The following is a 25,502-nucleotide window of genomic DNA, read 5'->3' on the forward strand; positions in this document are numbered from 1 at the left end:
CGTTAATTTTATATTCTCTCGCCGCCGCAAAACTCACGCTAAGATAAATTTTAGATTAAATTTATAAAATTTCGACTAAATTTTGGCACAAAAGTCAAAATTTGAAATTATTTTTTATAATTAAGCAAGTTTTAATAAACGCGTGATTTCTACGTTAGCGAGGTTGATTAAAATTACGGTATCAAATCAATTCAAAGGAGAATAAGATGAAGCGAACTCTTTCCTCATTTGCGCTAGCTGTGGCGCTTTTAGGCGGTCTAAGCACGGCCGCGCTGGCTATCGGCGGACCTAGCGGCGCACACATCGACTACGGCATCCCGGGCAAGATCGGCGAAGTAGTCGTAAACCCATACGACATCGCGCCTTTAACGGCGGTGATCAAAAACGGCGGCTACACGCTAGCAAACGCCAAAGTTACTATCGTACCAAAGCCGGGCGGTCAGGTTATCAGCTATAAAGTCGCCGACAAGCACCTTCGCACGCACGGCGGAATCCCTGTTTTCGGACTTTACCCTGACTATCAAAACACCGTCGAGGTCGAGTACGATAAAATTTACAAGGGACAAACCGAGCACGTAAAAGAAACCTATAAAATTTACGCTCCTGCGATTTATCTAGAGAGCTCGGGCATGCCGTCTCAAAAGGGCGCGCTGTTTGATAAAATCGAAGTCGTGAAGGCTCCGAGCGCCAAATTTGCCAACCGCCTTTACTACGTAAATAACTTCGTAAATAAAACCGGCAAGGGCACCAAAGTCGTGTGGAACAACCCTGCAGGCGGCGCGATCGAGTGGAACTACAGCCCGAATAACTTCATCCTAGACACCAAAGGCGAAGTGCGCTGGTATCTGGAGCCGAGTAAAATTTACGATCTCAAGCAGCCCTTTAGCGCGGGCGTCATGATGGGCTTTAAACAAAACGACGACGGCGCGATGACGTGGGGCTATGGGCAGCGATACGCCAAATACGACATAATGGGCCGCGAAATTTTTAACCGCGAGCTACCTGCGGGATACAACGACTTCTCGCACTCCATGGACGTTGCGCAAAATGGCCACTACTTCCTCCGCGCGGCAAACGCCAACTATAAACGCGCCGACGGCAAAAACGTCCGCACCGTGCGCGACGTCATCGTCGAGGTTGATCGCGACGGCAACGTCGTAGATGATTTTAGATTATATGAAATTTTAGATCCTTACCGCGACATCGTGCTAAAAACGCTCGATCAGGGCGCGGTGTGCCTAAATATCGACGCCAGCAAGGCTGGCCACACCGCGAGCACGGACGAGCTAGCCGCGATGGATACGAACGAAAAATGGGGCGACATCGTGGGCTCGGGCCCCGGACGCAATTGGGCGCACGTAAATAGCGTGGACTACGACCCGTCTGATGATAGTATCATCATCTCCAGCCGCCACCAAGACGCCGTCATCAAGATCGGCCGCGACAAAAAAGTCAAGTGGATAATGGGCGCGCACAAAGGCTGGAAGGATCAGTTTAAGGGCTACTTGCTTCAGCCGGTGGATAAAGACGGCAAAAAGATCGTCTGCGAGGACGAATACTCAAAATGCCCGGGCTACGAGAGCGAAACGGGCGGGTTTGACTGGCAGTGGACACAGCATACGGCGTTTCGCATCGACAGCAAGTCCAAAAAAGGCGTCGTCTATCTCACCGTCTTTGACAACGGCGACACCCGCGGCATGGAGCAGCCTGCGATGGCGGGTATGAAATACTCCCGCGCGGTCGTCTACAAAATCGACGAAAAAGCTAAAACCGTCGAGCAAGTCTGGGAATACGGCAAACAGCGCGGCAGCGAGTGGTACAGCTCGGTCACTTCGCTCGCGCAGTATCAAGACGACCTTGATAGCGTGATGGTCTACTCTGCGGTTGCGGGCATGCAGTTTGACATCGCCAAGGGCCGCCCGGTGGGAATGCCAAGCCCTCACATCGACGAGTTTGAATGGGGGGCAAAAGAGCCGTCAATCGAAATCAAAATGACCAACGCGATGGGCTATCAGGCGTTTCCGTTTAGCCTAGAAAAGGCATTTGAGAAGTAAAATTTTAAAATTTAGCGGTCGCGTTTCGGGCGCGGCCGCTTTTGTTTTAGATTATGGTCAAATTCTACACATCTACTCGATAGAATTTCATCCGAATTTGCTAAATTTTATCCCTCGGTACGGCAAAATTTAGCCGAAAACATAGCTCTTTGTTCTAGATAAAATTTAATCATCGGATTTGCGATTTCGCGCTCCGCTTTTGCTATAATTTCGCTCTGCTAAAATTAATAAGCGTTATTTCGGTATAGACGAGGTAGCGCACGGTTTGGATGAAATTTGCATCCCGCTTGAGGGCAGGGGACGACGGGTATGAGGTTAATGCGCCCAAAGGATATTCGTGCGGCAAGGCGGCGCAGCAAAGGAAAAAGAGTGGAAAAATCCAGAAAAAAGGAACTCAAAAAGCTCGCGGCACAGCGGCAGCGAGATGCATTTGAAAAGAGCCTGTCTATGAATAGGGCGGAGTTTGAGGGGCTATTTGAGTTCCTAGACGAGGGCTTGGCGCATCGCGACTGCGACGGTACGCATAGCCTCACGCTGGAGTTTTTGCGAGCTCGGCGCGCGCTGAATGAGACGGCGGTCCTAGACTTTTGCGAGCAAAATGGCGGATATTGCGACCGCGAAGTTCTAAACAACGTGCAAAATTGCTTCGAATTTTAAGGGGCTGTGCGCAGAGAGATAGGGTTTCGCAAGCGTCGTTTCAAAGAGGCAGTGCGTAAAATTTAGTAAAATTTTAGCGGCGCGAGGGCTCAAAAGTAGGGCTAAAGCAGCGTTTGCGGTGCGAACTGCCGCCGTGCAATAAGCACAAAGCCCACCGCGCCAAACATGCGGGCCTTTTGTAGAATTAATGCTATAGTTTTTAAATTTGACGCAAAAGGCGGGCAACTCGCCGTCAAAACGGCAATTAAAGCGTGGTGTGACGGGGCTTGTATGAACTTAAGAGCGGTATTGCTCGCTTAATTTAACGATACAAGACGGCGCGGAGACCTGGAGTTTGCCCCCTTAAATTTTATTGCGGTAGCCATCAGGCGGACAGAGATATGCTATGGACGTTTTCATTGAGCGAGCTTGCCGCAGACGCTTTGCTGTGCGACAAGCAGGTTGATTGCAAGATTAGGAAAACTCGCACAAAGCGCTTTTACGCGAGAGGACTTTGCTGCGGTGCCGACGTAAATTTTATCTGCGCGGCATTTAAATTTAGCCTAAAATTTCCCCGACTAAAAACAGCGCCGACATCGCAAACGTGCAGAGCGCGACGATCTTTAGCTGTCCGTCGAAATCGCGACACTCCCGCACCTGCAAAACGAAAAATAGGTGCCGAATAAGCGGCATGAAGCTCGCTATATAGAGTAATTTTACGCCCGAATCTCCGCGCAAAAGCGAGTAGCAGAGCATTAGCCCCGCTCCGCCCGCGATTAGCGCGTAGTGGTAGCGCTTGGCCGCGCGCAGTCCGATACGCACGGGGATCGTGCGCTTGCCTTTGAGCGCATCGTTTTGTACGTCGCGCATATTATTTAAATTTAGCACGGCGGTGCTTAGCATCCCGCACGCGCACGCAGGCAGCAGCAGCGCCGCATCGAGCGAACGCGCGTATAAAAAGTACGAGCCCAGCACGCTAAGTAGCCCAAAAAACAAAAACACGAAAACGTCGCCAAGTCCCTTATATCCGTATGCGCCGGCGCCCACGGTGTAGCGGATCGCCGCGTATATCGACGCGCCGCCTAGCGCTAAAAACAGTAGCACGAGATAAAATCGCTCGCCAAACGCCAAAACGCTCAGCGTGAAGCTGCAAAGCGCTGAAAGCAGCGCCGTAGCGACGATGATGCGCTTCATCTGCTTGGCGCTCATCTGTCCCGTTTGGATCGCGCGGCGCGGCCCCAGCCTGCCATCATCGTCGGTGCCTTTTACCGCGTCGCCATAGTCGTTGGCGTAGTCGCTAAGTACCTGAAACAACAGCGTCGTAAGCAGCGCCAGCGCGAAAATATCGGCTCTAAACGCGCCCGCATCGTATGCCACGCCGCTACCGAGCAGTACGCCCGAGACGCTAAGAGGTAGCGATCTAAGGCGAGCGGATGCATAGAGAGCTTTTGCGGTTATCATTTTTTGCCTTTTTAAATTTATACGCCGAATTTGCGGCGAACTCAATTTAAAATTTAGCGGAAAAACGCCAAAAATATTATAAATTTAGACTATTCGTAGAGTAAATTTTATTTAAATTCGCCTTTTTAATATAAATAGCGGTAAAATAGAGCCAAAAATTTTAGGAATTGTGATGAAAAAAGTTCTTACCGTTCAAGATATATCCTGCGTGGGCAAGGTTTCGCTGACCGTTGCATTGCCGATACTAAGCGCGATGGGGATGAGCACGAGTGTGATCCCTACGGCGGTTTTATCGATGCATACGGGCTTTTCGGGCTACACCTTTTGCGATTTAAGCTCGCAGATACGCGCGATCATGGCGCACTGGAAAGACCGCGGAGTGGTGTTTGACGGCATCTACACGGGCTTTTTGGGCTCGGCGGCACAGATCGAGATTATGGGCGAGCTATTTGCGAGCTTCGGCGGCGCGGGCAAGACCATTTTGGTCGATCCTTGCATGGGCGATAACGGCGTGTTTTATCCGGGCTTTAATGAGGATTTTGCTCGCATGATGGCGCTTCTGTGCGCTCAAGCCGACGTCATCACGCCTAATATCACCGAGGCCTGCGCGATCACGGGCGTGCCGTACCGAGAGGATGCGGATAGGGATTTCATCATGGATCTACTTGCAAGGCTTCGAGAGCTGGGCGCTAGGCAGGTTATTTTAAAAGGCATCGGCTACATCGCCGATCAGTGCGGGGTTTTCAGCTACGATGCGCGCACGGGCAGGACGAACGAGTATTTTCACGAGCTGCTGCCAGTCAAATTTAACGGCACCGGCGATATTTTCGCAGCCGTAGCTTTCGGCGCGATAATGCGCGGCAAGTCGCTAGAAACGGCGGTTCGAATCGCTGCGGACTTCGTCGTAAGCACGATCAAGGAGACAATGAGCGACGAGGAGCGCAAGGACTACGAAGGGGTCGATTTCGAAGCGATAATTCCCGAGCTGGTGAGGAAAATCTAAGTTCTAGACGGATTTGGAACTCGCCGCGCGGACAGCGGATTTGTGGTAGAGCTTTAAAATTTTACCATAAAAAATTCCTAAATTTTATCTGCTGCGTGAAATTTTAAAATTTCAAAATTTATGTGTCGTGTAGGGCATGGAATTTTATAGGCGACGTGGAATTCTAGAATTCATACATTGCACGGCTTATAATTTTATCTCCTGCATAGAATTTTAAAATTTGTACCGACGTAAAGATGCGAAATTTATCACTAGCGCGGAATTTTAAACACAAGGCTACAGCGAATTTATCTGCTTGCGAGCTTGAGCTGCATTTTGAAATTTTGCACAAAATCTGCTTAAAATTTTATTCCCACAAGCCGTGCATTCATAAAGTATTCTCAAAATTTAGATTAAAATCCGTATTTAAATCCTATATTATTTAAAATTTTAGCGATTATTAGAGAGGATGCTTGAAGAATTAAATAAAGATGGATATAAAATTAACGGCACTAAATTGCAATATCTGATAGCGAAAAATGAGATGATACGGAAAATTTTATGAGATACCAAGCATCAAGACGGTTACACTATAGCGGTTACTATAAGCGGCAGCGATACGGATAAGATAAATACTTACACAGAAAAAGAAGGATTGTAATAGCAAAGACGATTGGAATTTGAATGTGTAAAAAAGCACTTAATTAAATTTTTCGAAGCATTTGGCGAGATTATATGATTTTAAAATTTAAATAAGACGGACGACATAGTCGTGAAATTTAAATATGAGCGTCGGCGCAAAATAGCCGCGGAGTGGATCGGCTAGCTCCGCTAAAAGCGCTATATAAAGGGTAAATTTAAAATTGAAGCTTTGCCGAATTAAATTTACCCGATTTGCCTCGCTATAAAATTTATTCGCCCAGGAAGTATTTCAGATCCGCCTGCGCGTCGCCGCTGATTAGGCGAAGGCCGAAATTTTGCACCAAAAAGCCCAAAATTTCGTCGTTGAAAAACTCAGGCACCGTAGGGCCCACGTTGATATTCTTAACGCCTAGGCTAAACAGCGCAAGCAGGATGATGACCGCCTTTTGCTCCATCCACATCAGCACGATCGAGACCGGCAGATCGTTTACCGCGATACCCGTAGCCTCGCTAAGCGCAAGGGCGATCTTGACCGCGCCGTTGCTGTCGTTGCACTGGCCAAGGTCGATATAGCGCGGAAGCTCGGTGCCGGGCACGTTTCCGAAATCCACGTCGTTGAAGCGGAATTTGCCGCAGCTGGAGGTCAAAATCACGCAGTCCTTCGGCAGGCTAAGCGCTAGCTCGCGGTAATACTCGCGTCCCTTACCCGGCGCGTCGCAGCCTGCGATGACGAAAAAGCGGCGGATTTTGCCCGAGCTGATCGCGTCTAGAATTTGCGGCGCAAGGCTTAAAATGGTCTTGTAGTGTCCGCCCGTCACCAAGCTCTCGTCGCTGTCCATGCTCACGTCGCCGCATGCAAGCGCGCACTCGATGAGCGGCGTAAAATCGTCGTTTTGGATATGCTTGATCCCGTCGGTACCCGCGATAGAGTAGCCAAACAGCCTGTCTGCGTAGCTACAGGATGAGCGAAGCGGCACGATGCAGTTCGTGGTCATCAAAATCGCGCCTTTAAATTCGTTAAAAAGCTTGGTCTGATCGAACCACGCCTTGCCGATGTTGCCCTTTAGGTGCGGATACTTGCGAAGCTGCGGATAGCCGTGCGCAGGAAGCATCTCGGAGTGGGTGTAGATATTGATGCCCTTGCCCTCGGTCGCTTTTAGCAGCGCCTCAAGAGCATGCAGGTTGTGTCCGCTAACCAAAATCGCCTTGCCTTCGACTTTGTTTTGGCTTACCTTAACCGGGGTCGGTACGCCGAATTTTGCGGTATGCGCCTCGCTTAAGATGTCCATCATCTGCACGCCCGCGCTTCCGACGGCCATTAGCTGCGCGATATGCTCGTCAAAGTTAAAATTTGAGTTCGTCAGCGTGAAATACAGTGTATCCGCCATAACGGTATCGACCGCGCTAGTATCGGCACCGAGCTCACGGGCGTGGTGGCGGTAGGCGCTAAGCCCCTTAAGCCCGAAGATCATCGTATCTTGCAGCCGCGCGAGCGTAGAGCCCTTGCCGCAGGTGCCTTTGCTTTGGCCCTTCGCGCCGCAGCCCTCGGGCGCGCTCATTTGGCACTGATGACAGAACATCTCTAGATTGTCGCTCATAGAAATCCTTTTATGAAAAATTTAGTTAGTAATTTTAAGATTTTATTTAGGAAAAAAAAATGATTATAATCAATAAATGGCTAAATTTTATCAAAGTTGCTTATAAAATGAGAACGATTTGAAATTTAAATCTTTGCGGCATGCGGTGCAAATAGCGCAACGAGCGTGCTGCTGTGAAGCAAACGCCTATAGCCGTATACTATCGCGAAGTAAACGCTTATGACCAAATTGCTGCCGAGCACGCGATTTTGCGACGAGACACTCTCCTCTAGTCGAGCGTTTTAAGTAAAAGCGTATTTAAGCCGACCTAAACGCGACTCTGCATTATATCCTAGCACTTAATCGGAATATACGATATGAGTTTAAATATAAGTAAATTATTATAAAATCTTTAAAATATTTAATTAAATTTTCATTTAAAGGTTATTATAATTAAATAATTTTTTTATAAAAACCAAACCATAAAGAAAGGGATCGTATGAGAAAGCTAAATTTCAAAGGAGCCCATGTGCTGTCTGCAGCAGTTTGCGCCGTGCTATTTACAAATGTCTGTGAAGCACAGTATATAGAACCCGGCAAAGTAGGCGATATAAAAAGCTGGGAGACGGACGAGTATAAAGCATACTGGGGTCTAAGTAGCATGAACGCATCGGTAGCCTACGCCAAAGGTGCCACCGGTAGAGATGTAAAACTGGGCGTAGTCGATTCGGGCATGCTTTTAAGTCATCAAGAATTCGCAGGAGGCAGGGTTACGGGGGCGACCGCGAAGGGCGAGTACTCCAAAGACGGCATGCGTTACCCAGACGCAGAATTCGGCAACGCGCCCTTTAAACAAAAAGGCAGCGACGAAAAAGACAAGATGGACAAGGGCGAATTCAAAAAAGGACAAAAATTTGAAACTAACGGCGATTGGATAGCTGGCATAAACGACTCACATGGTACTCACGTAGGAGGTACGATAGGAGCCAATCGCGACGGGAGCGGCACGCACGGAGTGGCATGGGAGTCGAGATTATACTCCGGAAATACGGGCGGAAACGACGGCATGACCTACGGTCCAAATCAAGACTACGGATACTTCTATGCCGTATATAACGAGCTTGCTAAATTGGGCGTAAGAGCGATAAATAATAGTTGGGGATCAAACAGAAGAGTAAATTCCTCCTATCCGGGCGCGGAAGGTTACAGCGGGATCCCCGGTACGGCGGCTAATCCTACTAAGCCTAATCATCATCTATACCTCAAAGATATAGATACCGCTAAAAAAGCTTATTATCAATTTGTAGCGGGCGGCCAAAAAAGCTTCATAGACGCCGCATACGAAGTCGCTAAAAAATACAGAATAATCCAAGTCTTTACCGCGGGTAATAGAGACGGCATGGAGGAGTCCTACACAAGGGCGATGCTGCCGTATTTTCGCCCCGATGCGGAAAAGCTATGGCTAAACGTAACGGGACAGACCGATAGCAATACTCAAAGATTTAACACCGCGGGGCATTCGAAATGGTGGACCATAGCAGCACCGGGAGTGAAAGTAAAATCCTCTATCGTGGACGTCAAGACGGGCAAAGCAGGATACGCTTCTTGGGGCGGCACGTCGATGGCGGCGCCTCACGTAACGGGAGCTTTGGGCGTCATAATGTCTAGATATAGCTATATGACGAACGAACAAGCAAGAGACGTCTTGCTAACGACGGCGAGACAGACGAAGTATTCGTTCAAAAAGGGCGATACTAGCAGGCTTTCGGGCTGGACGAGCGAGCTCGGAGTGCCCGATAAAAGGTGGGGCTGGGGCATAGTAGATCTCGGCAAGGCGATGTTCGGACCGGGTCAGTTTCTAGGGAAATTCGACGTAAATATGGACGTAGATGACGTCTGGTCCAACGACATCTCGGACAAGGCGATAAAATTTAGAAAGACCGAGGACGATGCGGATGCGGCGGCTTGGGCGGCGCGCAAAGCACAGCTCGATGCTAAGGGCGGAAATTTGACCGCAGAAGAAAGAGCCGAATACAACGTAGAGCTAGCCAGAGAGCAAGCGCGAGCGCATAGAGCGGCGGAAGGCTATAAAGGAACGCTGATAAAAAGAGGCGGCGGCACGCTAACGCTTGCGGGCGATAACACCTACAGCGGCGATACGATCATAAAAGGCGGGCAGATCACGGCGCTAAATCAGTCTTTAAAAAACAGCAAGGTGACCGTAGAAAACGGCGGCGCCTTGAAGATCAAAAAGAGCTTAACCGTCCAAGAGGTCAAAACCGACGTATTCAATAAGCCGAAAGAATTCGTAAATAAAACCAGAACCGCCACCTCAGATACCGTCACGGCGACGATAAAGCAAGGCGGCAGATACGTCGTATCGCACGCGGGCATAGTCGGCATGTCTTCGGCAGGAGCTACGAATTTGAACCTCACGTTTGAAAAAAATTCCATCGTAGATCTAGAAAATCCTCTTTTCGAAGATGCGCAAAAGATATATAAAGACCCCGCAAAATCGAAGAAGTACTGGGTAGAGGGCAGTTTCAAAGGCTACGATCAGACGATCCTAGGAAAATACGCGTTTTTTGATTTAGTAAGAAATTTTAACGACTCCAAGCTGGAGCTTACTTTCAAAAAGGGCAGCAAGGGCATGGTGGATTTCGCAAAGGGCAAAAATCAAAAACTGATCGCCGCCGCGATAGAGGGCTCGAGCAATCAGCCCGCTTTAATGAGCGTTTTTAGAAGCAGACCTGCGGTGCGAACGAGCGATCTATATAGAAATTTCATCTTCGCTACGCCGCAGCAAGCCTCCGACACGCTAAAAACGTTCGCGAACGAGGCAAATTTCGTTGCGCAAAACGCGGCCGTGATCGATAACGTACTGATCCGAAACGCTGTCTTAAGCCGCAAAAGAAATGTTAACGCGCTAAGCATGGATGAAGAGACGGGGATCAACTTCTGGGCGAACACCGCGGGAAACGTCATGAAATTTAGCTCGGATGAGGGAAGCGGAAATTTCAAATCCACCTCCGTGACGCAGCTCGTCGGCCTAGACGGCGCGCTGAGTGAAAACTTAAGACTGGGAGCCGTAGTGGGCGTGGGAAAAACCAAGACCAAAGAAGACGGCAGCAGGGAGTTTGATCACACGAACAGACACGCAGGACTTTACGCGCAGGTAGGCTTAGAGACCGTCAAATTTGATCTAGGCGCTGTATATACGGACATAAAACGCAAAAAGACCGGCAGCTCCACGATAGTGCAACACACCGCTAACAACGGCGCTAAGAGCAATGAAAAGCTCATAAATATGTTTGCTAGCGCGACATACGGCGGCTTTAACGGCGAAAATTTCGAGATAAATCCGTATTTGGGCATCTCTCGCATCTACGCTAGAACGGGCGGCATGAGCGAAAATGTGGGCCCGTTCGTGATGAGCACGGATAAAAAATCTAGAAACATGAATATCCTAACGGCGGGCATCAGTCCGAGCGTGCCGTTTAAAATAGGTGGCATGAGCTCGTCCGCACAGCTCGATCTAGCCTACAATAGATTTTTCGGCGACACGAGACCGGGCGCGGGAGTGAATGTCGCAAACGCAGGATACGTGGATCTAGAGGGCAAAGAGCTTAGAGACTTCGTCACCGCGGGCGTGGGCGTAGAGACTATGATATTTAAAAACACGAGCCTTAGGCTATCGTACACCGGCGCGTTCGGAAACGACGTGAAATCAAATAGCCTAAACGCCAAGATCGAGGCTTCGTTTTAACCCGCTTCGCCCGGCTGCAAAGCGGCGGGCTAGAGTAAAATTTACTTTAGCCCGCGCGGCACTTGAAATTTTAAAATTTAACCGCAGCAAAATACACATAAAATCGCTAAACTGCGATATTTGCGTAGCTAGAGAAAGGCGAAGAGCCTATTTTAATGCAATCTCGACATAAATTATTTCTGCAAGACGAAGCGCCGAGCCCGTCAAGCGCTTTTGCGGACGGAGTGATCAAAAACATAGACAAGATAAATTTAGCCGCATATCCTATCGCACAATGAGTTTTGAAATTTCACGGGGGCGAATTTCACTTTTAAAATGGCAATGTGAGCCAAAGCGGCAAAAATCGCAAAGATAAGGCGCCCGCCGAAACCTTAAAAGCAGGTCCCGTAAAACTAAATTTTATTCTTTGCGAGCACATGCACGACCGACGCAAATAACGACACTTTTTGCAACAATAAAATTCTAAATCTAGGCTTTTGTAGAGGAAAATTTTTAATTTTATTCGTATTAAAATTTAGGCTAGGAAAGCAATTTAACAGATGCTTTCAAACATCGTTGAATATAAAGGGATTTTGAATACAAGTGGCTCCGGATGCTGGATTCAAAAATATATAATTCTTAAACACTCCAAAATACTCTAAAAAGCCCTATAATACGCTATTTAATAGCTTAAGCATATTCTAAGTTACACTAGAATATCATGCATTTTTGCAAATTTTGGGAACAAATAGGGAACAAATTTAGGGGATATTATGGCAGGAAAACTTAAAAATTACAACTCATCGTTCGGAGTCAATAAATATCCAGGAATTTTCTTTAATAATCTAGCCAACGGCGACGTAGTTTTTTATATGAGAGTTACGCTTGAGGGTAAAAAGGCCAACATTAAAATTGGATCAAAATCCGAAGGCGTAAATATAACCTACACATATAACAAAAAGAAAGAATTCGACGCCAAACAAAGAAACGGAGAGCTTCCCGATAGCATATCTAAAAAAATAGCAGCCAAAAACAACAAAATCTCGCCTAAATTTGACGAAATCGCAGACGCCTTTTTTAGTTTTAAACTAGAAAAAGAACCGAGCAACGCCGTCAACATAAAAGAGCAAAGGCGAGATTACGAAATTTACCATAAGGATAAGTTAGGGGGTCTAACTACGACGCAGATAACACCTTAGACGATAAACAAGCATCATAAAGATATCTCTCAAATCATCTCCCCTAAAACCAAACGTAAATTATCGCAATCTCGCATCAATGCCATAATGGGTATAGTTAGGACGATTTTTAATCACGCCATAAAAGTAGGCCTAATTAATCACATTAGCCCATACAAGATAGAACTAAAAAAGCCAAATAACAAGCGGGAGAGATTTTTGGAGCTTGTAGAGATAGAGCTTTTGCGCAAAGAAGTAGCAAGTAAAGAAGACTTTGCGTTAGAGCTATTCGTGGAGCTGGCTTTATGCACAGGAGCTAGGTTGGAGGGAATTTTAAACATCAAGAAAAAGGATTTAGCACTATCCACTAAATCAGTTACTATAAGCGATTTTAAGACAAAGAGCACTTATGCTGGATTTTTAAGCAAAAAAGCGTTAGGAATGATAAATCAAATTTATACCGCCCTGTCTCCGAACGACTCTTTGGTAAATAAACCAAAAGCTACTATTCAAAACGTCTTACAGCCGTTACTTAATAAGCTCTTTAATCAAAATTGATATAAGCGACGCAACCAATAGAGTAGTAATCCATACCCTTAGGCATACGTTCGCTTCGCATCTTACTATAAAAGACACTCCGATACTAACGATAAAAAAGCTAATGAATCACTCCGATATCAATCATACTCTAAGATACGCTAAACTAATGCCGGACAGCGGACGAGAGATGGTGGAATCTTTGTATGAGTAGGTTTATATCAAGTTGTTTATTCAGCAATAAGCATATAAAACAAACTGCATTTTATATCATATATGGTATAATAAGATTTAGTCGTATAAAAGGGTTACGATGTGGAGCGTAGAATTTGCAAACGAAGCCATAAAAGACGAGTTCTTGGAGCTGCCGACCGGACTTAGACAAAGAGGCTATAAAATGTTCGAGCTCTTAGAGGCTAGGGGTAATACCTTGGGAGAGCCGTACACTAAAAGCATAAAAGACGGGCTGTTCGAGATACGCATAAAGTCGGATGAAGGAATAGCTAGAAGCATATATTGTTATGAAATCGGCAAAAGAATAATAATCCTACTAACTTTTGTTAAAAAAACACAAAAGACGCCTAAAAGTATACTAAATTTGGCAGAACAAAGATTAAAGGAGTTTAAAGATGGGAACCGTTAATTTTAGAGAAGTTTTAAAAGAGGAGCTAAAAAATCCGGAATTTAAAGCGCAATATGATGCGCTGGAGGACGAATATAAAGCCATAGAAGCTTTGATAGACGCTAGAAACGAGGCTGGACTAACTCAAAGCGAGGTAGCCAAAAGGATGGGCATAACCCAATCAGCCGTAGCTAGAATAGAAAGTGGAGCCTATAATATCAAGTATAAAACATTCTTTAACTACATAAAAGCTTGCGGCAAAAGAGTGGCGATAGTTTAAGCAAGATTAATTATCTAATAAATGTTCAAACCAATGCAGAAGAAAAAATATTAAGCTTTGTCGGTTCTCAAGACAGGGTTCTTGCGGATACGATAGTTAAGATTTGGAAAAATAAGGCTCTTATAACATGGACATATTTATAACACGATAAAATCGAGATTTTTAATACGACCACAAAAATGAATACGGCTATATTATAGCGATGCTTGTTTTATTAAATAATCTTAAACCCGTACAAAATGCTCTTCTTTTTGATTCTTATTTCTTGCTCAAAAACAATCTCTACTTTAATATTCATTTTAATAAACTATTAATATTTAAGATGCTAAAATCCGCCATTATTACGCAAGGCAAATGTGTCAAGGATGGTCTTTAAGCAGATGAATTTTAAAAAACTCATATATAAAATCCACACTTATATCTCTCTTATATTTTGTATCCCGTTTATCATCGTATGTCTTAGCGGCTCTTTGCTCGTTTATAAAGATGAGATAAATAACATTTTAGCCTCAGCCGCAGTAAATATCTCGCCATCTCACCGCGTCGGGCAAAATTTAAGATTAGGATTTGACGAGCTTAGGCGGATCATAAGCGCTAAATTCCCTGACTACGAGATAGTCGGCTGGAATATCGATAAAAATCCCCAAAAGAGCGATAAAATTTGGCTCATAAAGCATAACGACAAGGAATGGGAATACATCTATCTTGACGCATTTAGCGGTGAGATAAAAAGTGGGCCTACGCCACATGACAGCGGCTTTATGGGCGTGCTGGCCGAGCTACATGAAAATTTACTATTTGAAGAACGCGGTCAGATTTTTGTCGGTATCGTCGGAGTGATCGCCTTTGTCATCGTACTTAGCGGCTTTATCGTTTACCGAAATTTTTGGAAAAGTTTATTTAAGCTGCGTTTTGCCAAGCTGGCCGTTTTTATGAGCGATATACATAAATTTATCGGAGTTTTTTCGACGCCTATAATGCTCATCATCGCTCTTAGTGGGGCTTGGTGGGAGCTTAGGTTTTTATTTTCTAAACCCTTTGATACGAGCGAATTTACGATAAACGCTGAAATTTACAACAAAAATCTATCGCTTGATGAGATCGTGCGAAAAGCTAAAACCGATCTGCCAAATTTCGAGCTTCACTATATATCTTTGCCTTTTTGTAACGCAGCGGACATATCGCTCTTTGGCTACAAAAAGGGGCAAAATTTCTTATACAACGAGCACTCCAGCATGCTCACATACAGCAGGCAAAATGGTAGTTTGCTACAGGTAAAGGATATAGACGATGCAAATTTCGAGGAGCGATTTTTGGCTACGTTTAGAAAAGCTCACTTTGGCTACTACAACCAGATCACGAAATTCATCTGGTTTCTCGTCGGTCTCACGCCGCTTATTTTGAGCGTTTCAGGGATATATCTATGGATAAAAAGATCAAATTTTAAAAGGAGAAAAAATGAAAGGTAAAATTCTACTTTCAAGCATGGTGGCTCTAAATTTGTTGCCGATAGCGCAAATTTTAGCGAGTGAAACAAAGAATTTAGAAACGGTCGAGATCACGAGCGAGGATTTGGCTATAAGGTCGGCAAGAATTTTGACATCCAGCTAAATATCGATAATGTGTTCAATAAAAAATATTACGAAGGCATCGGAAACAACAAAATGGTTTATGGCGATCCGCGGATATTTAACCTAAGCTTTACGTATAGCTTCTAAATTTAGCCATAAAGGAGGATAGATGAAGGGTGAAATTTTACTTTCGGCGGCGGCTTTAAATTTGCTGTTTGCGGTGGAAATTTTAGCCAAAGAGGCGGCGCTGGGGACTATCGATGTGGTGGGCAAGATGCGTCATGATGAGAGGGATTATAGCGCAAAGGAGCTGGTAAAGGGCACGACGAGGCTAAATTTAACGGCTCGGCAAACGCCACAATCAGTAGATGTCATAACCGAGGCTAAACTAAAAGATATGAATATCAAAGACTACCAAACGCTGCTAGCCAACATCCCGGGCGTAACGCTAAATCGTATGGACGAGACCATACGACCGATGTCAAGGGGCTTTTTTATAGATTATTATCTCATCGACTCGATGCCTAGCCTTGGTGGCTTTGGGCTGGAGGCTACCGATATGAGCATGATAGCGTATGATCGCGTCGAGGTCGTGCGCGGTGCGAACGGACTACTTGCAGGTGCTGGCAATCCTGCAGCAAGCCTAAATTTCATCCGTAAAAGAGCGGACTCGAAGAAGCTGACCGGTAGCCTTGGCGTAGAAGCCGGCTCGTATGATAAATACGGCGTATATGGCGACGTGCAAACTCCGATCACTGCTGATGGCGACGTGAGAGCTAGGCTAGCCTTCATAAAAGAAAAGGCGGGCTCGTATATGGACTTTCACAAGCGTGAAAATTTATCTCTTTATGGCGTTGTCGATAGCGATATAGGCGATAGCTCATGGCTTAGCCTAGGGGCTTCGTATCAAGATCTCAAGCGTCGAGGCATCAGATATGGCGGCATGCCCGCTTTTTACACGGATGATAGCTTGGTAAAATTTTCCAGAAAGAGGATATTCTCTCAGCCTTGGACGAAGTGGGATATAAAAACGCTCGATCTTTACGCTGATTTTAGGCATTATATAGGCGAAGACGCAAGCGTGAATCTCTCCTACTCCTATAAAAAGGTAAAAAGCGACATAAAGATGCTCTACTACGGCGGCAAGGTAAATCCAGATATGACGGGAGATAGCAACGATGTGCTGATCTGGGGGTCAAAAAACGACTCAGATATACATAACCTCGACGCTTACGCAAATTTGCCTTACGAGCTATTTGGCTTGGGGCATGAGTTTGTGATAGGTGCTATGTATAACAACTTTAATGAGGGCTCGTATAGGCTTACAAATTTTGATGATTACAAGGCGACCCCGGCAGGCATGGCGTATCTAGCGGATATGAAGGTGGATTTTGACAATCTGCATATTGACGACGTGGATATGCCCTATGTCGATCAGAAAAATCCGTCCAAAACCAAGCAAAGGGCGGTATATTTTGCCAATAAGCTCTCTTTGAGCGATGAGCTGAAATTTTTAGTCGGCACCAGGGTGAGCTACTATAAACGCAACCAAACCGTAGGCAATGTCGATCAAAAATTTACCCATCAAATCACCCCGTATGTAGGACTGACCTATGACGTGGGGCAAAATCACACGCTTTACGCGAGCTACACGAGTATATTCAAGCCTCAAGACGTCAAAGACATAAACGGCAAATATCTCGATCCGATCGAAGGCAAGGACTATGAGCTGGGCATAAAGGGCGAATACTTTGACGGAGCGCTGCAGGCGTCTTTTGGTGTTTTTAAAATCATCCAAGATAATGTCGGCGAAGCGACCGGAGAGCAGATAGGCTCGACCGGCGAGGACGCATACAAGGCAGCAAAGGGCGTGACTAGCAAGGGTTTTGAGCTCGATCTAAACGGCAAAGTGACTGACTATCTTACCTTAAGCTTTGGCCTAGCACACTTTCAAGCAAAGGATGCCGGCGGGAAGAAATTTAACACAAACGCCGCAAGGACTAGTGCCGATCTCTTTGCCAAGTATGAATTTAGAGACTTTAGAGTGGGCGCCGGACTGGGATATAAGGGCAAGACCTACATCTATAACGCCGATAACGATGTGACGATCACGCAAAAGCCGTATGCGCTGGTAGATTTGATGTTTGGCTACAAGATCGGCGAGAATTTCGACATCCAGCTAAATATCGATAATGTCTTTGACAAGCAATACTACGAGGGTATCGGTAGCGACGAGATGATCTACGGCGATGCTAGGACGTTTAACCTAAGCTTTACGTATAATTTTTAAATTTAGCCTTTACCTTGCCGCTTAAATTTGCGGCGAGGTAAATTTAAAATTTAGCCTTCGCGCTCTTTGTCTAAAATCTCTTGCATCTTAGCTCGCGTGTTTTCGAGCCAGTCTTTGTCGCTAGTATCGACTAGGTTTAGGCAAAATACCTTTATCTCGCCGTTTTTGAAGCTGAAATTTTTCACATCTATTATGTCAGAGCCCACAAGGATCAAGAGTGGATATACCAATACCAAGAACCGCTGCGGTTTGCTTTCTGTCTAAAACTACCTTTCCTTTATATTGGCTAGATATGTGCTCAAGAAGCGTTTTGTACTCTACGTCGTTATATAGTTCATTAAGCATATTATTTTTCTCCTTCTGCTTAGTTCTTACATAACTAATTACAGCAACTTTTCATTTACTTTTAGTATTTTGAATGGTTTTTGGGTAGTTTTTGAAAAATTTTTAATACTCTATGGTTCTTTAGAGTATTTTAGAGTAGTCGAGAGTAAAAAATTATTTTCGTATTTTTAAAAATAAAAATAAGGTATCTTAGATTAACTTAGAAAGCTTGGTAAGAAATTGGAATATTAAAAAATTTCGGGAACAAATAGGGAACAAATTTTATAAAACTAAGAAAACTTAAAGCTCTTAAAATATCGGTAAAATCGGAGTTCTAAAGGGATTTTTTAGTATAGATGGCTCCGGATGCTGGATTCGAACCAGCGACCAAGCGGTTAACAGCCGCCTACTCTACCGCTGAGCTAATCCGGAACGCGTAGAATGGATGGTGCGGATGAAAGGACTTGAACCTTCATGCCGTGAGGCGCCAGATCCTAAGTCTGGTGTGTCTGCCAATTTCACCACATCCGCAAAAAAGAAAGCGCATATTAGCTAAAAAGCTCTTAATATGAGCTTAATATGGTACGCCCAAGAGGATTCGAACCTCTGGCCTACGGCTTAGAAGGCCGTTGCTCTATCCAACTGAGCTATGAGCGCAAAATATCAAATCAGTGGTACGCTCGAAAGGAGTCGAACCTTCAACCTACAGATCCGAAGTCTGTTGCTCTATCCAATTGAGCTACGAGCGCATAAAGTGGGGTGAGTTGTGGGAATCGAACCCACGACCCTCAGGACCACAATCTGATGCTCTAACCTACTGAGCTAAACTCACCACAATGGTCGGAGCGAAAGGATTCGAACCTTCGACCCTCTGGTCCCAAACCAGATGCGCTACCAGCCTGCGCTACGCTCCGAAGATTTTCGTGGATTGAATGAAAAGCGTATTATATATATTTTTTCTTAAATTCCGCTTTTTACGGCTCTAAATTTAATGAAATTTAACGAATCTCATCTGTTTTTCTAAATTTTTCAATAAAATTCGCATCAGCGCCAGCCCCTTCGTGCGGTGCGAAATTCCAAATTTCACCTCAGCGGGTAGCTCCCCGATCGTGCGGTCAAATCCGCGCGGAATAAACATAAAATCGTATCCGAAGCCGTTTTGCCCTCGCTGCTGCGTTATCGCCGTGCCGTGCATAAAGCCGTGCGTGCAAAACTCGCCCAGAGCGCATTTTAGCGCGATCGCCGCCGTGTAATGCGCAGGGCTCTCCTCTAGCCCCAGCGCGCGTAGGCTAGCGGCTAATTTCTCGCGATTGCTCGCATCCGTTGCACCCTCTCCACTAAAGCGTGCCGAAAATATCCCCGGAGCTCCGCCTAGCGCGTCCACGCAGATACCGCTATCATCGCTTAGCACGAAAAATTCGCTCTGTAAATTTTTACTTTTTAGCGCCTCATGCACTGCGCGAACTTTAATAAGCGCGTTTTGTTTGAAGCTCGCGCCGCACTCGTCGATCTCAAAAGGATCCAGCACCTCGCCAAGCGCGCACACGTCGTATCCCGTGAAAAATTCTTTTATCTCTTTTACTTTATTTTTATTACTCGTCGCAAGTAAAATTTTCATCCTCGCTCCTTAAATTTAAGCCGCCATTTTACCCAAAATCAAAGAATTCGTTACGATTTTTGGCTATAATCGGCGCAAATTTCATATTATTTGAGGTCTAAGATTATGCTAAAAAGCGTCCTTCCGCTTAGTTTTATCATCGCTACGAGGTTTTTTGGATTATTTATTTTGCTGCCCGTGCTTAGCCTGTATGCATTGAGCTTGCACGGCGCAAACGAAAGTCTAGTGGGGCTACTTTTTGGAATTTATGCGATTATGCAAGTGATTTTGCAAACGCCATTTGGAGTGTTAAGCGATAAGATCGGACGTAAAAAAACCCTTGCGATAGGGCTGGCGCTTTTCATCGTGGGTGCTTGCGTTTGCGCGGTGAGCGAGAGCATTTATACGATGATTTTTGGGCGCTTTTTGCAAGGCTGCGGTGCTGTAGGAGCCGTAGCTACCGCACTAATTAGCGATTTTACGCGAGAGGAAGAGCGCGGCAAGGCGATGGCGGTAATGGGCGCGATGATAGGCGTGAGCTTTGGCGTAGCAATGATTTTAAGTCCGCTTTTAAGCGCCAAATTTGGACTTGCCAGCCTATTTCATCTAAGTTCGGCGCTTACGCTTTTATGTTTGGTACTGCTTTTTTTCGTAGTACCTACCGAACCGCATATCCACTCTCTGCGCCAAAAGGTCCCGCTCGGCTCACTTTTGAGCGATAAAAATTTAATGCTTATGAATTTAACGAATTTTTTTCAAAAGGCTTTCATGACGGCAGCGTTTTTTCTAATTCCAATTTTGCTCGTGCAAAAATTCGGACTTTCCAAAAGTGATTTGACCAAAATTTATGCTCTAGGCGCGATATTCGGCTTTACTGCGATGGGTGCGAGCGGCGCTTTAGGCGAAAAGCGCGCACTAGCTAAGCAAATTCTACTTATCGGCATTTGCTTTTTCATCGCTTCGTATTTGATTTTTGCGTTTGCTAGCGGGGCGAGCGCTTTCGTGGTGGGCGTGATGCTCTTTTTCGTGGGATTTAACGCGCATGAGCCCATTATGCAAAGCCTTGCGTCCAAATTTGCTAAAGTCGCTCAAAAAGGCGCCGCACTTGGGATTTTTAATTCGTTCGGATTTTTTGGCAGTTTTTTGGGCGGGCTATGTGGCGGTGCACTTTTTGGCAAAATCGGCATCGAAGCGCTAGGCATTGGTGTCGCGGTTTTGGGTGTGATCTGGCTTGTGCTACTTTCTAGGCTGAGCGATCCAAAACTTTTTAAGAATTTATACTTTCCTAAAGGCGGCGATTTTTCCGGACTACAGGGCGTAAAGGGCATTATTGAAATTTACGAGACCGATGGCGAACTCGTTGTGAAATTTAACTCGAAATTGATAAATGAAGATCAAATTTATAAAATCGTAGGAGGCAAATGATGGAATTTGAAAAATTTGAAAGCGCGATGGAGCGCTTCGCAAACACGGTGCAAAAGTCCTCGCGCATCGAAAAAGTCGCGATCACGCAGGCGCTGGGGCGTATTTTAGCAAGCGACGTCGCGGCGCCTTTTAGCACTCCGCGTCGCCCGACCGCCGCGATGGACGGCTACGCGCTAAAGGGCGCGGATCTAAGCGAGGGAGCGAAATTTAAGATCGTCGGCACGACGCCTGCAGGCAAGATGCCTAGCGCCGCGGCAAAGGCGGGCGAGTGCGTCAAAACCTTCACCGGTGGGCTCATGTGCGAGGGTAGCGACACGCTTCTGCCGATTGAAAACGTGCAGGTGCAAGGCGGCGAAATTATCGTCGCAAAGCCTGTCGCGGCGGGCTTTGCCGTGCGCGCGGCGGGCGAAAGCTACCGCAAGGGCGAGCTTTTGCTTCGTAGCGGCACGAAGCTCGGCTTTTCGCAGATCGCGCTGCTAGCCGAGCTAGGGCTATTTCACATAAGCGTATTCGTCCGCCCAAAAGTAGCGATCCTAGCCACCGGCAGCGAGATCAAGGATCTAGGCGAGAGGCTCGAAAACGACGCTCAAATTTATAGCTCTAACCACATCGCGCTTGCAAATTTAGTAACGCAGCTAGGCTGCGAAGCGATGATAATGCCTCTAGTACGCGATGACGAAAAAGAGCTAGAAGGCGCGATCCTATCGGCTTTACAGAGCGCCGACGTACTTCTAACTAGCGGCGGAGTGAGCGTCGGAGACTACGACTTCGTGCAAAGCACCCTGCAATCAAAATTTGAGCTCATCGTAAAGGGTGCGGCGATCAAACCGGGCCGCCACGTGCGCGTAGCTAAAACCGGCGAAAAATATATCTTCGCATTCCCCGGCTTCCCGCTCTCGGCGCTTATTACGTGCATTTTGTTTCTGCGCGTATATTTGCAAAGATCCTTCGGTGTGCACGAAAATACAGAATTTAGTGCGATCTTAGATCACGACTACGTAAAAAAAACGCCGTGGCTGGAGTTTATGCCTGCGCTCTTGCAAAACAGAGAGGGGCGACTTTTTGTTAGCCTACAAAGCAAAAAGCAGGGTTCCAGCGCGATTTTGAACAATTTAGACGACGATAGCGTCCTGCTAGTCGCGCCGCTAGAGGTCAAAGAGCTCAAAAAAGGCGAGCTCGTGCGCGTGATCTCGGTACCTAAAATTTAGGGCGCAGAGGTTCGGAGACAGTTGCGAGGGCAGACGGAATTTAACTGCCGCGAGGGTTAAAATTTTGCCGCTGCGAGGCGTTAAATTTGGCTGCGAAGTTCGGCTTCGAGGTTTAAAAAGTTGGAATTTAAACCCAAATCGCACGCCACGGTAGGCTCATTAGAATTTTTACCGCGTGCCGTATCAGAGCAAGCAAGTGCGCCGAAATCTTTACCGCCGCACAATTTCAGCTCCAAGCTACTTCGCGGGCGAAATTGCGAAATTTACGAGAGATAAAGCGAAAATGAAAGATAAATTTTATGGCGCTCCGGCGGGCGTTTTGGTGAATACAAAGCGGGTGCAAAATGAGCCAAACTCACCCTTTTAAGCCGATTTTCGATCAAAATTCTAAAATTTTAATCCTCGGCTCTTTTCCCTCCGTCGTTTCTCGTAAATTTGGCTTTTACTACGCAAATCCGCAAAATCGCTTCTGGCGGGTGCTGGCGCGAATTTTAAACGCGCCGCCGCCTGCAAGCATGGACGAAAAGATAAAATTCCTACTCGCCCGCGGCATCGCCGTCTACGACGCGGCGATCTGCTGCGAGATAAAGGGCTCGAGCGACGCCAAAATGACCGCCGTCGTGCCTGCAAATTTAGAACCGATCTTTAGCGGCGCACGCATCGTGCAGGTATTCGCAAACGGCGGCAAGGCGCATGAAATCTGTGAAAAATACCTAAAAACTCAAATTTTAAACGCAACCGGCAGAGAGCCGATCAAGCTGCCATCCACGAGCCCTGCAAATGCAAATTTTAGCTTTGAAAGGCTCGTACGCGAGTGGACGATCGTCGCGGATGTGTTAAATCGCGCCGAAATTTAGCGCTCGGCTCCGTTAAACAGCGTGCGAGGCTTACGGGTACGGCTTGCACTCCGCCCGCATCATAAACTAAATCCACAGCCCAAATTCCGTGAGGATTTATCTAAAATTTAGCTTTAAATTTTAAAATTCTTTAAATTTAACCGAGCCAAAAGGAAGCAAAATATGAAAACCTACAAAGCCGCGCAAAATTCGCTCAATTTAGGCTTAGATTTAATACGAAATTTTAGCTTTTCAAGCACATTAAAGTTCCTACTTCTATTTTTAGCGCTAGGCGCGCAAGCTCTGGAGCCAAAAATCGTAATGCAGCCCGAGCCGGTCCTAAAAAACGGTCTGTATTTCGTAGCGGATAAGCCCTACAGCGGGACGCTCAAGGTGCTGCATTATAGCGTCGAGGATCTCTACGACGTAAATTTTATGGGCGTCGTCTACCCTAGAGCAAAGCCGCTGCCGCCCACGCTAATTCGCGAGATCGACGTAAAGGACGGCACAGCGGTGCTTCAGCGCGATTACTTTGACGGCAGAGATAAGCCCTCAAACGAATATCCGATAAAAAACGGCCTGTACGACGGCGTCGCTAAGAGCTACTACGCGGACGGCGGCGAGCTGAGATCGCAGAGCGAATACAAAGCCGGCAAGCGCGAGGGTTTTTACAAGCTGTATTATCAGGGAAGCGGCAAGCTAAAGCAACGGGGCGCGTATAAAGCGGACAGGCGCGAGGGCGTTTTCACCGACTACTACGAAAGCGGCGAAGTAAGCGCGCGCCATCCGTATAAGGGCGGGCTGCGAAACGGCAAGGACGTGGATTATTACAAAAGCGGCAAAGTGCGTGGCATGCGAACATACAAAGCGGGCAAGCGCCAAGGCACGGAAAAATGGTATTACGAAAGCGGCGCGCTAAAGCAGACCGGCACATACAAGGATGACCGCAAACAGGGCGTTTGGAAGTTGTTTTACGAGGACGGCAAGATGCGCGTAGTCGAAAATTTCAAAGACGGCGAGCGCGACGGCGCCGTGCGCGAATACTACAGGGGCGGCGCGCTGCAGGGCGAATACGAGTTTGAGCGCGGCAGGCAAACGGGCGCGAGTAAGCAATATTACGCAAGCGGTGCGCTTGCAGCGAAGGTGATGTTCAAAGACGGACGCAAACACGGACTATACGAAACATATCACGAAAACGGCGCACTCAAGGCTAGAGTGATGTTCGAAGACGACCTAGAGACGGGGGTAGCGAAGCACTACTACGCAGACGGCAAGCTCGAAGCCGAGGGCGAGTTTGAGCGCGGCAGGCTCGTGCGCGCCAAAAAATACGACGAAGGCGGCAAGCTAATTAGCGACAAATCCGATAAAAACGGCCTAGCGAGGGAGTAAAGCGGGCTAAATTTTAAAATTTTAAGCGGGTTTGGGGCTTTGAGTAGGCTTAGAATTTTAAATAAGCTAGAAAATTTTAAGCAGACGCGACTTTGAGTTTTCGGCGGCTGCAGCTTTGCATTTTCAGTACTGGCTTTTTGCTTTAAGCAAGCACGCCTTTGCGTTTTGATTGAGCGTGGGTTTACGTCTTAAATAAATTTAACTTTACCTTTCGAGCGAGTGCGGTTTTTGTATTTTTGGGGTACGGCTTTGAATTTTATTGAGTATGACTTTGGATTTTGAGCAAACATGGTTCGCACTTTTAGTATAGCTTGCATGCCGTGCGACAAGTGCTGCCTTAGCGGACTAATTTTGTGTTCGTGAAGCGATGTGCTGTGTTTAAACGAGTAAATTCTACGCTGAGCGGCTTTATGCGGCGCGCGAATACGGCTGGCGCTTTAATTGACGAGGTCTCGTGCAGCGCAGCTCGTCGCGTGATTTGAGCTAATGTGGCTTAAAATTCCACGCTGTATTTTAGCGCGCAGGTATCCCTCGACGCGGCATAGCTTGGCTTCGATACGACTTGTCTTTTCCGCGTAACGAGCAACTTTGGCGCGGCACAAATTTTAAAATTTAAAGCAGAATTTCAAGCTGAAACGGCGCTAAAATTTTAACCGCCGAAAGGATAAATTCGACGATCGATTTTCGTTAAATTTAGCCCGCGGTTCGCAAACCGTGCTATTCAGGCGTAAATTTCAAACCCGCCGCACCCTGCCTTTGACGCAGTAATTTCACCTAAACGGACAGAGAAATTTTAAAATTCTTATTACCCCGGCTTAATCTCGACTTCAAAACGCAGTATCTGCCGCTCGCGCCCGCTTGCCAGTCGCGCACAGTGCATGCCGTTTCACTCGCCGCGTCACACGGGAACCAATCGCTGCCAAAAGCTCTCAATGCGCGCCGTTTTACGCCGCATATATCTACCCGCCGCGCAAATGGTTAAAATTAAATTCCATCGCCGCGTTCGCTCTGTGCTGCGCCGCAGTCCCCTTCGCTGAGCTGAGAACTACTTTAAATTTTATAAATTCAGTCGCAAATCTGCGCTCCAAATGTAAAATTTCAATCAATCAAAGATCGCGTAAAGTATCCCTGGCGCGAGAAAGCCAAAA

Annotated in this window: 21 protein-coding genes and 6 tRNA genes; 17 read left to right on the forward strand and 10 right to left on the reverse strand. The window is 46.5% G+C overall.

From position 1 onward, the window contains the following. The first annotated feature begins 206 nt into the window (after positions 1 to 206). Both QZ367_RS07600 and QZ367_RS07605 read left to right on the forward strand, forming a co-directional pair. Positions 207 to 2,054 (forward strand): aryl-sulfate sulfotransferase, encoded by a 1,848-nt coding sequence (locus QZ367_RS07600; RefSeq protein WP_291939173.1) that lies wholly within the window; start codon positions 207 to 209, stop codon positions 2,052 to 2,054. 369 nt (positions 2,055 to 2,423) lie between these two features. Beyond that, positions 2,424 to 2,711 carry a DUF2695 domain-containing protein gene (locus QZ367_RS07605; protein WP_291939176.1) on the forward strand — a complete coding sequence of 96 codons (288 nt, stop codon included), beginning with the start codon at positions 2,424 to 2,426 and terminating at the stop codon, positions 2,709 to 2,711. A gap of 537 nt (positions 2,712 to 3,248) precedes the next feature. On the opposite strand, the gene menA is transcribed toward QZ367_RS07605, so the two are convergent. Then, positions 3,249 to 4,151: a 1,4-dihydroxy-2-naphthoate octaprenyltransferase gene (gene menA / locus QZ367_RS07610; RefSeq protein WP_291939179.1), complete on the reverse strand. Its 903-nt coding sequence runs from the start codon at positions 4,149 to 4,151 to the stop codon at positions 3,249 to 3,251. A 172-nt stretch (positions 4,152 to 4,323) separates the two neighbouring features. On the opposite strand from menA, the gene QZ367_RS07615 reads away from it, so the two are divergent. Then, entirely contained in the window at positions 4,324 to 5,154 is an 831-nt protein-coding gene (locus tag QZ367_RS07615; protein ID WP_291939182.1) for a pyridoxamine kinase, read from the forward strand. An 890-nt stretch (positions 5,155 to 6,044) separates the two neighbouring features. Here the strand turns inward: QZ367_RS07615 and hcp are convergent. Next, positions 6,045 to 7,373 (reverse strand): hydroxylamine reductase, encoded by a 1,329-nt coding sequence (gene hcp, locus QZ367_RS07620; RefSeq protein ID WP_291939185.1) that lies wholly within the window; start codon positions 7,371 to 7,373, stop codon positions 6,045 to 6,047. A 478-nt stretch (positions 7,374 to 7,851) separates the two neighbouring features. Here hcp and QZ367_RS07625 point away from each other — a divergent pair, with 478 nt between their 5' ends. From QZ367_RS07625 to QZ367_RS07670, 10 genes are all read left to right on the forward strand, one after another. Then, positions 7,852 to 11,118, forward strand: coding sequence for a S8 family serine peptidase (locus QZ367_RS07625; RefSeq protein ID WP_291939187.1), 3,267 nt, complete (start codon positions 7,852 to 7,854; stop codon positions 11,116 to 11,118). A gap of 155 nt (positions 11,119 to 11,273) precedes the next feature. Further along, complete coding sequence (locus QZ367_RS07630) at positions 11,274 to 11,396, forward strand: hypothetical protein (protein ID WP_291939188.1); 123 nt, start codon at positions 11,274 to 11,276, stop codon at positions 11,394 to 11,396. A 474-nt stretch (positions 11,397 to 11,870) separates the two neighbouring features. Then, entirely contained in the window at positions 11,871 to 12,296 is a 426-nt protein-coding gene (locus QZ367_RS07635; protein WP_291939191.1) for a hypothetical protein, read from the forward strand. A gap of 87 nt (positions 12,297 to 12,383) precedes the next feature. Next, complete coding sequence (locus tag QZ367_RS07640) at positions 12,384 to 12,833, forward strand: hypothetical protein (protein WP_291939194.1); 450 nt, start codon at positions 12,384 to 12,386, stop codon at positions 12,831 to 12,833. Between the two features lie 28 nt (positions 12,834 to 12,861). Continuing rightward, positions 12,862 to 13,026 (forward strand): tyrosine-type recombinase/integrase, encoded by a 165-nt coding sequence (locus QZ367_RS10400; protein WP_367116685.1) that lies wholly within the window; start codon positions 12,862 to 12,864, stop codon positions 13,024 to 13,026. Positions 13,027 to 13,125: 99 nt separating this feature from the next. Further along, complete coding sequence (locus tag QZ367_RS07645) at positions 13,126 to 13,455, forward strand: type II toxin-antitoxin system RelE/ParE family toxin (RefSeq protein ID WP_291939196.1); 330 nt, start codon at positions 13,126 to 13,128, stop codon at positions 13,453 to 13,455. Then, entirely contained in the window at positions 13,442 to 13,714 is a 273-nt protein-coding gene (locus QZ367_RS07650) for a helix-turn-helix transcriptional regulator (protein ID WP_122869455.1), read from the forward strand. The genes QZ367_RS07645 and QZ367_RS07650 overlap by 14 nt, the downstream gene beginning before the upstream one ends. Positions 13,715 to 14,094: 380 nt before the next feature. Then, positions 14,095 to 15,183: a PepSY domain-containing protein gene (locus QZ367_RS07655; protein ID WP_291939203.1), complete on the forward strand. Its 1,089-nt coding sequence runs from the start codon at positions 14,095 to 14,097 to the stop codon at positions 15,181 to 15,183. Next, positions 15,173 to 15,325 carry a hypothetical protein gene (locus tag QZ367_RS07660; RefSeq protein ID WP_291939206.1) on the forward strand — a complete coding sequence of 51 codons (153 nt, stop codon included), beginning with the start codon at positions 15,173 to 15,175 and terminating at the stop codon, positions 15,323 to 15,325. The genes QZ367_RS07655 and QZ367_RS07660 overlap by 11 nt, the downstream gene beginning before the upstream one ends. Before the next feature lie 129 nt (positions 15,326 to 15,454). After that, positions 15,455 to 17,575, forward strand: coding sequence for a TonB-dependent siderophore receptor (locus QZ367_RS07670; RefSeq protein WP_291939210.1), 2,121 nt, complete (start codon positions 15,455 to 15,457; stop codon positions 17,573 to 17,575). 50 nt (positions 17,576 to 17,625) lie between these two features. Here QZ367_RS07670 and QZ367_RS07675 read toward each other — a convergent pair whose 3' ends face one another. The 8 genes from QZ367_RS07675 to QZ367_RS07710 all read right to left on the reverse strand — a co-directional run bounded on the left by QZ367_RS07675 (position 17,626) and on the right by QZ367_RS07710 (position 19,517). After that, on the reverse strand, positions 17,626 to 17,805 hold the full coding sequence (locus QZ367_RS07675; RefSeq protein WP_291939213.1) for a hypothetical protein: 180 nt from the start codon (positions 17,803 to 17,805) through the stop codon (positions 17,626 to 17,628). 451 nt (positions 17,806 to 18,256) lie between these two features. Beyond that, positions 18,257 to 18,331, reverse strand: a tRNA-Asn gene (locus QZ367_RS07680). A 14-nt stretch (positions 18,332 to 18,345) separates the two neighbouring features. Beyond that, positions 18,346 to 18,430, reverse strand: a tRNA-Leu gene (locus QZ367_RS07685). Positions 18,431 to 18,479: 49 nt separating this feature from the next. Beyond that, positions 18,480 to 18,556: transfer RNA gene (locus QZ367_RS07690), tRNA-Arg, on the reverse strand. Between the two features lie 15 nt (positions 18,557 to 18,571). Beyond that, a tRNA-Arg gene (locus QZ367_RS07695) sits at positions 18,572 to 18,648 on the reverse strand. Between the two features lie 6 nt (positions 18,649 to 18,654). After that, positions 18,655 to 18,731: transfer RNA gene (locus QZ367_RS07700), tRNA-His, on the reverse strand. A gap of 5 nt (positions 18,732 to 18,736) precedes the next feature. Beyond that, a tRNA-Pro gene (locus QZ367_RS07705) sits at positions 18,737 to 18,813 on the reverse strand. Positions 18,814 to 18,887: 74 nt separating this feature from the next. Further along, a complete protein-coding gene (locus QZ367_RS07710; protein WP_291939216.1) occupies positions 18,888 to 19,517 on the reverse strand; it encodes a non-canonical purine NTP pyrophosphatase in 630 nt (209 codons plus the stop codon). 105 nt (positions 19,518 to 19,622) lie between these two features. On the opposite strand from QZ367_RS07710, the gene QZ367_RS07715 reads away from it, so the two are divergent. From QZ367_RS07715 to QZ367_RS07730, 4 genes are all read left to right on the forward strand, one after another. Then, positions 19,623 to 20,921: an MFS transporter gene (locus tag QZ367_RS07715; protein ID WP_291939220.1), complete on the forward strand. Its 1,299-nt coding sequence runs from the start codon at positions 19,623 to 19,625 to the stop codon at positions 20,919 to 20,921. Beyond that, positions 20,918 to 22,129 (forward strand): molybdopterin molybdotransferase MoeA, encoded by a 1,212-nt coding sequence (locus tag QZ367_RS07720; RefSeq protein WP_291939223.1) that lies wholly within the window; start codon positions 20,918 to 20,920, stop codon positions 22,127 to 22,129. Before QZ367_RS07715 ends, QZ367_RS07720 begins: the two co-directional genes overlap by 4 nt. A gap of 344 nt (positions 22,130 to 22,473) precedes the next feature. Continuing rightward, positions 22,474 to 22,986, forward strand: a complete 513-nt coding sequence (locus QZ367_RS07725; protein ID WP_291939226.1) for a DNA-deoxyinosine glycosylase — start codon at positions 22,474 to 22,476, stop codon at positions 22,984 to 22,986. A 162-nt stretch (positions 22,987 to 23,148) separates the two neighbouring features. Beyond that, complete coding sequence (locus QZ367_RS07730; RefSeq protein WP_291939229.1) at positions 23,149 to 24,354, forward strand: toxin-antitoxin system YwqK family antitoxin; 1,206 nt, start codon at positions 23,149 to 23,151, stop codon at positions 24,352 to 24,354. Positions 24,355 to 25,502: the final 1,148 nt, after the last annotated feature.

Source organism: Campylobacter sp., from assembly GCF_019423325.1.
Classification (GTDB): domain Bacteria; phylum Campylobacterota; class Campylobacteria; order Campylobacterales; family Campylobacteraceae; genus Campylobacter_B.